1 protein-coding gene (running past one end of the window) is annotated in these 13,825 nt (G+C 62.5%); it reads left to right on the forward strand.

Going from position 1 to position 13,825, the window contains the following annotated elements; all coding sequences use genetic code 11:
- Positions 1 to 13,756: the 3' portion of a non-ribosomal peptide synthase/polyketide synthase gene (locus ACZZ0G_RS21830; RefSeq protein WP_463557480.1), read on the forward strand. Its footprint begins 1,235 nt before the window's first position; 13,756 of the gene's 14,991 nt are visible here — the last part of the coding sequence; its start codon lies beyond the left edge, outside the window; it ends in the stop codon at positions 13,754 to 13,756.
- Positions 13,757 to 13,825: the final 69 nt, after the last annotated feature.

Raw genomic sequence — 13,825 nt, forward strand, 5'->3', positions numbered from 1 at the left:
GGTGCAACTGCCGCAACTGAGCGTCGAGGATGTGCAGTGGGAAGGGCGCACCGCGCAATTTGACCTGACCCTCAATACTTATGAATCCAGTGACGGTTTCGCCGCTGAACTGACCTACGCCACCGACCTGTTCAAGCCGGAAACCGTCGAGCGTCTGGCGCGTCACTGGCAGAACCTGCTGCAAGGCATCGTGGCCGCACCGACCCAGCGCGTCGGCGAACTGCCGCTGCTGGAAAACGCCGAACACGGCGTGTTGTTGCAGGACTGGTTCCGCGTGGCCGATCACAGCGCGCAGGCCGAGTGCGTGCAGCAGGACTTTGCCTTGCAGGCCCAGCAAAACCCGCAAGCCACGGCGCTGATCATCGGCGACCACGTACTGACGTATGGCGAACTGGATGCCCGGGCCAACCAACTGGCGCACAAACTGATCGAGGCCGGTGTCGGCGCGGATCAATTGGTCGGCATCGCGGTAGAGCGCAGCGCCGAGATGATCGTCGGCCTGCTGGCGATCCTCAAGGCCGGTGGCGCTTATGTGCCGCTGGATCCGGCGTATCCCGAGGATCGTCTGGCTTACATGATCGAGGACAGCGGCCTGCAATTGCTGCTGACCCAAGCGCATTTGCAGGCGCAGTTGCCGATCCCGGCGGGCGTGCAGACCCTGTTGCTTGATCAGCCCGGTGACTGGCTGGCGGCTTATCCACAGACCGCGCCGGACGTTGCCGTCAACGGCGAACATCTGGCGTACACGATCTACACCTCCGGCTCCACCGGTAAACCGAAAGGCGTGATGGTGCGCCACGCGGCGCTGCGCAACTTTGTCGCGAGCATGATCAAGCAGCCGGGGATTGCCGCTGCGGACCGCATGCTGTCGCTGACCACGTTCTCGTTCGATATTTTCGGTCTGGAAATCTACGGCCCGTTGCTCGCTGGTGCCTGTGTGGTACTGACTGGCAAAGACGTGCATCAGGATCCGCAAGCAGTGCTCGAACTGATCGAGCGTCACGCCGTCAGCGTGCTGCAAGCCACGCCATCGACCTGGCGCATGCTGCTCGATAACGAGCAGTCAGCCATTCTCAATAGCCGCACATTCCTCTGTGGCGGTGAAGCGTTGCCGCAGGAACTGGCCAAGCGCATGCTGGCATTGACGCCGAGCGTGTGGAACCTCTATGGCCCGACCGAAACCACGATCTGGTCGGCGCAACACGCACTGAGCGCGGACCACAGTCGTCCATTCCTCGGCACGCCGATCGACAACACCGCGCTGTACATCCTCGGCAGCGACCTTGAGTTGAATCCGCTCGGTGCGCCGGGTGAATTGCTGATCGGCGGTGACGGTCTGGCGCGCGGTTATTTCCAGCGCCCGAGCCTGACCGCCGAACGTTTTGTCCCAGACCCGTTCTCGACAACCGGGGCGCGTCTGTATCGCACCGGCGACCTGACCCGTTATCGCGCAGAAGGCGTGATCGAGTACATCGGGCGCATCGACCATCAAGTCAAAATCCGTGGTTTCCGAATCGAGCTGGGCGAGATCGAAGCGCGTTTGCTCGCGCTCGACAGCGTGCGCGAAACCGTGGTGGTCGCGCAGGACGGCCCGACCGGTCCGCAACTGGTCGGCTATGTGGTGCCGTCCGCCAGTGCTGTTGATGAAGTCGAACTGCGTGCTGAATTGAAAGCCAGCCTCAAGGCTGAACTGCCGGAATACATGGTACCGGCGCACCTGTTGTTCCTCGCGCAACTGCCGCTGACCCCGAATGGCAAAGTCGACCGCAAAGCCTTGCCGGCCCCCGATGCCAGCCAGTTGCAATCCACCTACATCGCGCCGCAAACCGCGACCCAGCACGCCGTTGCCGAGATCTGGCAAGCAGTGCTCAAGCTTGAGCGTATCGGTCTCAGCGACAACTTCTTCGAACTCGGCGGTCATTCGCTGCTGGTGACCCAAGTGGTCTCGCGAGTGCGTCAGGCTCTGAACGTTCAGGTGCCGCTGCGTACGCTGTTCGAACACAGCACGCTGGAAGATTTCGTTGTCGCGCTGGGTGTCGATCAGGCGACGCAGGAACCGGCGATTGTCGCGCTGCCGCGTACGCAACCGATGGCACTTTCCTATGCGCAGGAACGCCAGTGGTTCCTCTGGCAACTGGAACCGACCAGCAGCGCTTATCACGTTCCGGCCGCACTGCGTCTGCGCGGAGAACTGGATCTGCCGGCGTTGCAGAAAAGCTTCGCTGCGCTGATCGAGCGCCATGAATCCCTGCGCACCTGCTTTGTCGAAGAGTCGGGCCAGACCCTGCAAGTGATCCAGGCCCACGGCACGCTGGATCTGCAAGTGCAGGACGTGGCAGTGGATCTCGACGAGGCCTCGCTGCAAGCGCTGGTCGCCGCAGAAACCCTGCACCTGTTCAATCTGCAGCAAGGCCCGTTGTTGCGGGTCAAATTGCTGCGCCTGGCTGCGGATGATCACGCGCTGGTTATCACCTTGCACCACATCGTCTCCGATGGCTGGTCGATGAACATCATGGTCGATGAGCTGGTCGCGTTGTATGCCGCGTATAGCCAGGGTCAGACCGCGCATTTGCCGGCGCTGCCGGTGCAATACGCTGACTACGCCGTGTGGCAGAAACAGTGGATGGACGCCGGCGAGCGTGAGCGCCAACTGAGCTACTGGACCGCGCAACTCGGCGATGGCGATCAGCCGTTGCTGGAGCTGCCGAGCGACCGTCCACGCCCGGCCGAGCAAAGCTATCGCGGCGCGCGTCGCGACATCCCGCTGAGCCTCGAACTGGCTTCAGCGCTCAAGCACGTCGCGCAGCGTGAAAACGTCACCCTGTTCGCGCTGTTGCTGGCGTCGTTCCAGACCTTGCTGCACCGCTACAGCGGTCAGGCCGACATCCGCGTCGGTGTGCCCGTGGCCAACCGCAACCGGGTCGAGACCGAGGGCCTGATCGGCTTCTTCGTCAACACGCAAGTGCTCAAGGCCGAGTTCGATAGCCAGCAGACCTTCCGCAGTCTGTTGCAGCAAGTGAAGAACACCGTGCTCGGCGCTCAGGCGCATCAGGATCTGCCGTTCGAGCAACTGGTCGATGCGCTGCAACCGGAACGCAGCCTCAGCCACAGCCCGCTGTTCCAGGTGATGCACAACCACCAGAGCCAGGCGCGTCAGGCGCAGGGCGCGACACGCCTGCCGCAACTGCAGATCGAAGGCTTGCCGTGGGCATCGAATACCGCGCAGTTCGACCTGACCCTGAACACCTTCGAATCCACCGACAACGTCTGGGCCGAGCTGACCTACGCCACCGACCTGTTCGACGTCGAGACCATCGCGCGCCTGTCGCAACACTGGACGAATCTGCTGCAAGGCATCGTCGCCGACAGCGGCCAGCGCATTGCCGAACTGCCGCTGCACGATGCCGCTGAACGCGCAGCAACCCTGCTGCAATGGAACCCGGCCGTGGCCGATTTCCCCAACGAACAGTGCCTGCATCACCTGATCGAAGCCCAAGCTGCCCGCGCACCCGAAGCGGTCGCCGTGACGTATGCCGAACAAACGCTGAGTTATGCCGAACTCAACAGCCGCGCCAACCAGTTGGCCCACAAGCTGATCGCCAGCGGTGTTGGCCCGGATGTGCGCGTCGGTCTGGCGGCTGAACGCAGCCTCGACATGCTCGTTGGCTTGCTGGCAATCCTCAAGGCTGGCGGCGCCTACGTACCGCTGGATCCGAGCTACCCGGAAGAGCGCCTGAGCTACATGATCGGCGACAGCGGCATCGGCCTGCTGTTGACGCAAAGTCATCTGCTCGCGCGTCTGCCCGCGCCGGACTCGGTGCGCAGTCTGATGCTCGATCAGGATCGCGAAGACCTCGAAGGTTACAGCGACAGCAATCCGCAAGTGAGCATGAGCGCGGACAACCTCGCCTATGTCATCTACACCTCAGGTTCGACCGGTCAACCGAAAGGCACCTTGCTCGCGCACCGCAACGTGCTGCGCCTGTTCGAGGCCACCACCGCGTGGTTCGATTTCGGCGCGCAGGATGTCTGGAGCCTGTTCCATTCCTACGCGTTCGATTTCTCCGTGTGGGAGATTTTCGGCGCCCTGCTGTACGGCGGCAAACTGGTGGTGGTGCCTTACGAGGTCAGCCGTGCGCCGGAGGATTTCTTTGCCTTGCTGTGCCGTGAAGGCATTACCGTGCTCAACCAGACGCCGTCCGCGTTCAAGCAGTTGATGCAAGTGGCCTGTGCTCCGGAACACGCCGCGCAACAACTCGCGCTGCGCTACGTGGTGTTCGGTGGCGAAGCGCTGGAAGTGAAGAGCCTGCGCCCGTGGTTCGAGCGTTTTGGCGATCAGGCACCGCAACTGATCAACATGTACGGCATCACTGAAACCACCGTGCACGTCACCTACCGGCCGCTGTCGATGGCCGATTTGCAGCGTGACGCGAGCAGCCCGATCGGTGAGCCGATTCCTGACCTGTCGTGGTACTTGCTCGACGGCGATCTCAATCCGGTCGCCAAAGGCTGCATCGGTGAGCTGTATGTTGGTCGCGCCGGACTGGCGCGCGGTTATCTGAACCGTGCCGATCTGACCACGCTGCGTTTCATCCCCGATCCGTTTGCCGCTGACGGCGGTCGCCTGTATCGCACCGGTGACCTGGCGCGCTATCGCGCTGACGGCGTGATCGAATACATCGGGCGCATCGACCATCAGGTGAAGATTCGCGGTTTCCGTATCGAGTTGGGCGAAATCGAAGCGCAACTGCTCGAACAGGCCTCCGTGCGCCAAGCCGTGGTGCTGGCGCAGCCAGGCCTCAGCGGTCAGCAACTGGTCGCCTGGCTGGTGCCGAGCGATGCTACGTTGCTCGACGCCAGCGCAACCGAACAGGCGCAGTGGCGCGACAGCGTGCGCGCCGAGCTCAAGGACAACCTGCCGGATCACATGATCCCGGCGCACCTGTTGCTGCTCGCGCAATTGCCGTTGACCGCCAACGGCAAACTCAACCGCAGTGCGTTGCCGTCGCCGGATGCGAGTCAGGCACAGCAGGCCTATCAGGCGCCGCAAAGCGAGCTGGAGCAGCGTTTGGCGGCAATCTGGCAAGACGTGCTGAAGTTGCCGCAAGTGGGGCTCAACGACAACTTCTTCGAACTGGGCGGCGACTCGATCATCTCGATTCAGGTGGTCAGCCGCGCGCGTCAGGCCGGGATTCGCCTGAACCCGAAAGACTTGTTCCAGCACCAGACCATTCAACGTCTGGCCCTGGTCGCGCAGTTGGGCGACGACGAATCGAGCATCGACCAACAAGCGGTGACCGGCGCGGCGTTGTTGCTGCCGATCCAGCAGCAGTTCTTCGATGACGAAATCCCTGAACGTCATCACTGGAACCAGTCGGTGCTGCTCAAGCCGCGTCAGCCGCTGGACGCGGACAAAATCGAACAGGTGCTGCGCGCGCTGGTCGCCCATCACGATGCCTTGCGCCTGAGCTTCACCCAGCACAACGGCGTGTGGCAGGCTGAGCACCGCGCGGTGGAAGACCTGCCGCACAACTTGCTGTGGCAGGAAGACGTCGCCGATGCTGTCGCGCTGGAAGCCTTGGGCAATCGTGCCCAGCGCAGTCTCGATCTGCAGAACGGACCGCTGTTGCGCGCGGTGCTGGCGAATCTGGCCGATGGCACGCAGCGCTTGCAACTGGTGATCCACCACTTGGCTGTCGACGGTGTGTCGTGGCGGATTCTGCTGGAAGACCTGCAAAACGCTTATCAGCAATTGCTCGACGGTCAGCCACTGAAGCTGCCGGCGAAAACCAGTGCCTTCAAGGACTGGAGCGAGCATTTGCAGCGCTACGCCAACAGCGTGGCGTTGCAACAGGAACTGGCTTACTGGCAGGCCTGCCTGAGCGATGTCGGCAGCGATCTGCCGTGCAAACGTGTGGATGGCGGTCAGCAGAACAGACTGGCGCAGACTGTGCAGACCAAACTCGGCGCGGATCTGACCCGGCAATTGCTGCAAGAAGCTCCAGCGGCTTATCGCACTCAGGTCAACGACCTGTTGCTGACAGCACTGGCGCGTGTGATCGGACGCTGGAGCGGACAGGCATCGACGCTGATCCAGCTCGAAGGCCATGGTCGCGAAGAGCTGTTCGACGGTGTCGATCTGACCCGCACCGTGGGCTGGTTCACCAGCCTGTTCCCGGTACGCCTGACTCCAACGGCAACGGCCGGTGAGTCGATCAAGCAGATCAAGGAACAACTGCGCTCGATCCCCAACAAAGGCATCGGTTTCGGTGCACTGCGTCACCTTGGCGATGCTCAGGCACAAGCGAGCCTGCGTGCCTTGCCGACGCCGCGCATCACGTTCAACTACCTCGGCCAGTTCGACGGCAGTTTCGAGGGCGATGACGGCGCACTGTTTGCACCGGCACCGGACAACGCCGGGCTCGATCAGAGCCCGGATGCGCCACTGGGCAACTGGCTGACCCTCAATGGTCAGGTGTATGGCGGCGAGTTGCGCGTGGGCTGGACCTTCAGCAGCGAGCGTTTCGACAGTGCCGTGATCGAAGCGCTGGCGGCGGATTACGCTGAAGAACTGGCCGCTTTGATCGACCATTGCCTGACCCCAGGCGTTGAAGGCTTGACGCCGTCGGACTTCCCTTTGGCGGCGCTGACCCAGGCACAACTCGACGGCTTGCCTTTGCCGGCCCAGCAGATTGCCGATGTCTATCCGCTGTCGGCGATGCAGCAGGGCATGCTGTTCCACAGTCTTTACGAACAAGCCACGGGCGATTACATCAATCAGGTGCGCCTCGACGTCGAAGGCCTCGATCCGCAGCGCTTCCAGCACGCCTGGCAAGCGGCGGTGGACAACCACGACATCTTGCGCACCAGTTTTGTCTGGCAGGGTGAACTGGCGCGCCCGGTGCAAGTGGTGCACAAGCAACTGGACATGCCGTTCAGTGTGCTTGACTGGCGTGAGCGCAGCGATTGCCTGGGCGAGTTGAACGCGCTGGCTGCGGCTGAGCAGACCCAAGGTTTCGACCTGAGCCAAGGGCCACTGCTGCGTATGGTCGTGGTGCGCCTTGATGATCAGCGCTGCCATTTGATCTACACCAACCACCACATCCTGATGGACGGCTGGAGCAACTCACAGTTGCTCGGCGAAGTGTTACAGCGCTACAGCGGCATTGCCCAGCCAACGCTGGCCGGGCGTTATCGCGATTACATCGAGTGGCTGCAACGTCAGGACGTGCAGGCCAGCGAGCACTACTGGACCGCGCAATTGGCTGACCTGGAAGCGCCAACCCTGTTGGCGCAAGCACTTCAGGCGCAGCGTGGCGACGCTCCACGGGACGGTCATGGCGAGCACTTCTGCGTGCTCGACGCGGCGCAAACCCGGCAGTTGGGCGAGTTCGCCCGTCAGCAGAAAGTAACGCTGAACACCTTGATTCAAGCGGCCTGGCTACTGCTGTTGCAGCGCTTGACCGGTCAACAGAGCGTGGCGTTCGGGGCCACGGTGGCGGGGCGGCCGACGGAACTCAAAGGCGTCGAACAGCAGATCGGCCTGTTCATCAACACCTTGCCGGTGATCGCCAGCCCACGTTCGCAATCGAGCGTAGGTGAGTGGTTACAGAGCGTGCAGGCGCAGAACCTGACACTGCGTGAGCATGAGCACACGCCGTTGTTCGACATTCAACGTTGGGCGGCGCGTAACGGTGAGGCGCTGTTCGACAACATTGTGGTGTTCGAGAACTATCCGGTGTCCGAGGCGCTGGCGCAGGGTTCGCCGCAGGAGTTGCGTTTCGGCGAGATCAACAACCATGAGCAAACCAACTACCCGTTGACCCTGCTGGTGCATCTGAGCGACGAGTTGTCGATGCACTTCAGCTACCAGTGCGACAGCTTCGCGGCGCACAGCGTTGTGCAGTTGGGCGAGTACTTGCAGCGTTTGCTCGGGCAGATGAGCGAGTCGGGCGAACGTACGCTCAGCGAGTTGAACCTGATCGACAATGTCACCAGCGTCGACACAGACTTCGACACCGAACAGTGCATCCATCAAGCCATTGCACATCAAGTTGCAGCGACTCCGGATGCACTGGCGGTGACTTTCGCTGACAAGCCACTGACCTACGCCGAACTGGATGCGCATGCCAATCGACTGGCGCACAAACTGATCGAGTTGGGTGTCGGCCCGGAAGTGCGCGTGGGCGTGGCGATGCCGCGTTCCGAGCAGTTGCTGATTGCCTTGCTGGCGGTGCTCAAATCCGGTGGCGCGTACGTGCCGCTGGACCCGGATTACCCGGCCGATCGCGTTGCCTACATGCTTGAAGACAGCCGTGCGCGCGTGCTGCTCACCGAGCAAGCAGTCGCTGCAACCCTGAGCGTTCCGGCTGACACGCAAGTGCTGCTGATGGATCAGGTTTCGTTGAGCGGCTATTCCGCCGTCGCACCTGAAACGAAGGTGCAGCCGGACAACCTCGCCTACGTGATCTACACCTCCGGTTCCACCGGCAAACCGAAAGGCGTGGCCATTGCCCATCGCAATGTCATGGCGCTGATCGACTGGTCGGCCAAGGTCTACAGCCGCGACGACATCCAAGGCGTGCTGGCGTCGACTTCGGTGTGCTTCGACCTGTCGGTGTGGGAGCTGTTTGTCACCCTGGCCAATGGCGGTTCGCTGATCATCGCGCGCAATGCACTGGAGCTGCCGCAGTTGCCGGCGCGCGACAGTGTGCGGTTGATCAACACCGTGCCGTCGGCGATCGCCGCACTGCAACGCGCCGGGCAGATCCCTGCGAGCGTACGGATCATCAACCTCGCTGGCGAGCCGCTCAAACAAGGATTGGTCGACGCGCTGTATCAACAGGCAACCGTCGAACATGTCTACGACCTCTATGGCCCGTCGGAAGACACCACCTATTCGACCTGGACCCGCCGCGTTGTCGCTGGCCAGGCTCGCATTGGTCGTGCCCTGAACTACACCGCCAGCCATTTGCTGGATGCCGATCTGCATGTCGTGCCGCAAGGCGTGTCGGCGGAGCTGTACCTGTCTGGCGCCGGCATCACTCGCGGCTATCTGGGCCGTGCAGCGATGACGGCCGAGCGCTTCGTGCCCAATCCACTCGCCGGCAATGGCGAGCGCATGTACCGAACCGGCGACTTGATCCGCGAGCGCGAAGAGGGCGAGCTGGAATACATGGGCCGGATCGACCATCAGGTGAAGATTCGCGGTTTGCGTATCGAACTGGGTGAAATCGAAGCCCGCCTGGTGGCCCATGCTGCCGTGCGCGAAACAGTCGTGGTCGCCAGTGAAGTGCAGGGCAGCCAGCAATTGATCGCCTACCTTGTGCCGAGCGATCCGGCTACGCTCGACGCCAGCGCCGAGCAGCAACGTGCCTTGCAGGACACCCTCAGCACCTGGCTGGGCGCAACGCTGCCGGACTACATGGTACCGACCCATCGCCTGTGGCTGGCGCAAATGCCGCTCACGCCCAACGGCAAGATCGATCGCAAGCGCTTGCCGGTGCTGGAACTGACGGCGGCGCAACAACATGTTGATCCGGTCAACGCCACCGAGCAGACGCTTGTGGACATCTGGAAAGAAGTGCTGGGGCTGGCGCAGGTCAGCACTACCGACAGTTTCTTTGCCTTGGGCGGCGATTCGATCATCTCGATTCAAGTGGTCAGCCGTGCTCGTCAGCAAGGCCTGGAACTGAGCCCGAAAGACCTGTTCCAGCACCCGACCATCGGGCAACTGGCCCAGTGTGTCGGGATCAGCTCAGACGCCCCGCTGGCGACGCTGGTGGAAATGCCGTTGCACGGTTTGAGCGATGCACAAATCGCCGAGTTGCCACTGGCACAGGATCAACTGGACGGTCTTTATCGCCTGTCGCCGATGCAGCAGGGCATGCTGTTCCTCGGCCTGAATGCGCCGGAGTCGGATCTCTACATCAACCAGTTGTGCATTCCGGTGCAGGGCCTTGAGCCGGCGCGTTTGAAGGACGCATGGGAAACCGTCAGCCGCCGCCACGACATTCTGCGCACCGGTTTCCTCTGGCAGGACATGGCCGAGCCGTTGCAATTCGTCCTGGCCGATCCGCAATTGCCGATCAGCCTGCTCGACTGGCGTGAACAGGATCATTCGGCCGAAGCCTTGCAAGCGCTGGCGGATGCCGAGCGGGCCAAGGGCTTCGATCTTGATCAACCACCGCTGCAACGTCTGACGCTGGTGCAGGTGGGCGAGGACAGCTATCAACTGATCTGGACTTATCACCACATCCTGATCGACGGCTGGAGCAGTTCGCAGTTGATCGGCGAAGTGTTGAGCCAGTACTCCGGCCAGCCGCTGGCCGACGCTGTGCCGTACCGTCGTTATATCAACTGGCTGCAACAGCAGGATGGCAACGCCAGCGAAGGTTTCTGGCGTGAACATTTGCGCCTGCTGGACGAGCCGACCTACTTGGCGGATGCCGTGGCGCGTACCGGCAGTGGCCGTGGTCACGAGGCGCTTTACAGCCGCTTGGGCGAAGCTCGCACCGAACAGCTCAAAGCCTTCGCGCAAGCTCAGCACGTGACCCTCAACACCTTGGTGCAAGGCGCTTGGCTGATGCTGCTCAGCCGCTACAGCGGTCAGCGTTGCGTAGCGTTCGGCGCCACCGTGGCGGGGCGTCCGGCGAGTCTGCCAGCGTCGGAGTCGATCCTCGGTCTGTTCATCAACACTTTGCCGGTGATCAAGGATGTGCCGGCCGAGCAGTCGGTCGGCGACTGGCTGCGCGACCTGCAGGACTTCAACCTGGAAATGCGTGAGCGCGAATACACACCGCTCACCGACGTGCAGCGCTGGGCCGGACGTGCCGGGCAGTCGCTGTTCGACAGCATCATCGTGTTCGAAAACCACCCGATCGACCAGGCGCTGCGCGAGTGGCGCGATGACTCGCTGAAGTTCGGCGAGATCAGCAACGCCGGTCTGACCAACTTCCCGATGGACTTGATGGTCACGCTCGAAGAAGGGCTGGTGATCGAGTACATGTTCCTGCGCGAGCATTTCGATCGGGTGACCGTCGAAGGTATCCGCAGCAACATGGAAGGCTTGCTCGCGGCGCTGGCACAGGATGCGGCGCAACCGCTGGGCCGTATCGGTCTGCCGACCGGTCAGGCGGCGGCTGCGCAGGTTGTGCCGGCGCCTGCGCAGGAAGTGGCCGTGCATCAGCGTATCGCCCAGTGGGCGGTGCAGCGTGGTGAGCAGACGGCGCTGATTTTCGATGGCCAGTCGTTCAGTTACGGACAGATCGACGCCCGCGCCAATCGACTGGCCCACGCGCTGATCGCCGAAGGTGTCGGCCCGGAAGTTCGCGTCGGCGTGGCGCTGCCGCGCAGCGAAAACATGATCGTGGCGTTGCTGGCCGTGCTCAAGGCGGGCGGCGCTTATGTGCCGCTGGACGCGAAGTATCCGCGTGAACGCCTGAGCTATCTGATGCGCGATTCCGGGATTGCCTTGCTGCTCAGTGATTCGAGCCTGCGTCAGGTGCTGCCGACGCAGGACAACCTGCATGTGCTGGAGCTGGACCAACTGGAGCTGGCTGCGCACTCGGACCGCGCACCGGATGTCGCGGTGCAGCCGGGCAATCTCGCTTACGTGATCTACACCTCCGGTTCGACCGGCCAGCCGAAAGGCGTCGGTGTTGCGCACGGCCCCCTGGCGATGCACTGCCAGGCGATCGGTCAGCGTTATGACATGAGTGAGGCTGATTGCGAGCTGCACTTCATGTCGTTCGCGTTCGACGGCGCGCATGAGCGCTGGTTGACCACCCTGACACACGGCGCGCGTTTGCTGATCCGTGACGATAGCCTGTGGACTGCCGAGCAGACCTACAACGCTCTGCACGAGCAGGGCGTGACCGTGGCCGCGTTCCCGCCCGTGTATTTGCAGCAGTTGGCCGAACACGCGGAACAGCACGGCAATCCGCCAGCGGTACGCATCTACTGCTTCGGTGGCGATGCGGTGCCGGTGGCGAGTTTCGAACTGGCCAAACGCGCGCTCAAGCCGCAGTACATCATCAACGGCTACGGCCCGACGGAAACCGTGGTCACGCCACTGATCTGGAAGGCCGGCGCCGAGGATCAGTGCGGTGCGGCCTATGCGCCAATCGGCAGTGTCGTCGGTGAACGCAGCGGTTATGTACTCGACGCTGACCTCAACCCGCTGCCAGTGGGCGTTGCCGGTGAGCTGTACCTGGGCGGCGCGCTGGCCCGTGGTTATCTGGGCCGGGCTGGCGGCACCGCCGAGCGCTTCGTCGCCAACCCGTTCAGCGCCGATGGCAGTCGTCTGTATCGCACTGGCGACCTCGTTCGCCAGCGTGAGGACGGCACGGTCGACTACCTGGGGCGGATCGACCATCAGGTGAAGATCCGTGGTTTCCGTATCGAACTGGGCGAAGTCGAGGCGCGCCTCAAGCAGCAGCCGGGCGTGCGCGACGCCGCCGTGGTGGCCCGCGAGGGCGTAAGCGGCAAGCAGTTGCTCGGTTACGTGCTGGCCAATGCCGATACGCAAACCGATGGTTTGTGCGAACGCCTGCGTGAACAGCTCAAGGCCAGCCTGCCGGACTACATGGTGCCTGCGCACCTGATGTTGCTCGAACGCATGCCGCTGACGCCCAACGGCAAGCTCGACCGCAAGGCCCTGCCGAACCCGGATGCCGATCAGCGTCAGGATTACGTGGCGCCGCGCACCGAGCTGGAAAAAGCCATGGCGAAGATCTGGCAGGACGTGCTGAAAATCGAGCGCGTCGGCCTCACCGACAACTTCTTCGAACTGGGCGGTGATTCGATCCTCAGTCTGCAAGTGGTCGCTCGCAGTCGCGTGCTCAAGGCTCAGGGTCTGAGCCTGAAACTTCGCGATCTGATGCAGAAACCGAGCATCGCCGAGCTGGTCGCCAGTGTGCAGGGCAGCGCCGAAAAAGCGTCCGGGCTGTTGGCGATGAGCGCTGAGGTCAAGGGCGTTGCGCCGTTGTTCTGCATTCACGCAGGCTTCGGCACGGTGTTCGACTATGAGCCGTTGGCGCGTCGTTTGAGCGGTCGTCGTCAGGTGTTGGCGATTCAGTCGCGGATGCTGCTGGATCCGGCGTTCAACGATGTCTCGTTGCAGAGCATGGCTAGCGATTACGTGGCGCAGATCCGCGAGAAACAGCCACACGGACCGTATCACCTGTTGGGCTGGTCGCTGGGCGGGACGTTGGCGATGTTGATGGCTGCGCAACTGGAACAGGCCGGTCAGACGGTCAAGTTCGTCGGTCTGGTGGACAGTTTCGTGCCGTCGGCCAAGGTCAATGACGGTGCGGTGGATGACTGGCAGGCCGATCTGCGTGATTTCCTGCGGGTGACCCTGCCGGATGCCGCGCCGAGCTTGAACATCGAAGGCGAGGAAACCACCCAGAACCTGCGGGCGCTGTTCGCTGGCGCCATGAACGCCGAACGTGGGGCTTCGACCTACGTGGCACTGGGCGCCGATGAACTGGCGCATGTGTTCAGCGTGGCCCGTCGACTCAAGCAACTGTCGTTGCAACTGGATCGTTGTACACCCTTGGCGGTCAACCCGATTTGCTGGTGGACGCTGGGCCGCGAAGAGGAGGCTGTGGAACTGGCGGCGCAACTCGCGCAGCCGGGGATGGGCGGCGAATGGCTCGATTGCGGGCACTTCCAGATCCCGCGTGATGAAACTTTCCTGTCCGAGGCTGAAGAAATGCTCGGCGAGATCGTTGAATCAGTAGCCATGTCCTGAAATTTTGTTCTGAAACCAGAAAGAAAGCATTCGGGCGCTCATCGCGCCCGAATGCTTTTGGAGAATTGA

This window comes from Pseudomonas sp. AC169, assembly GCF_979258515.1.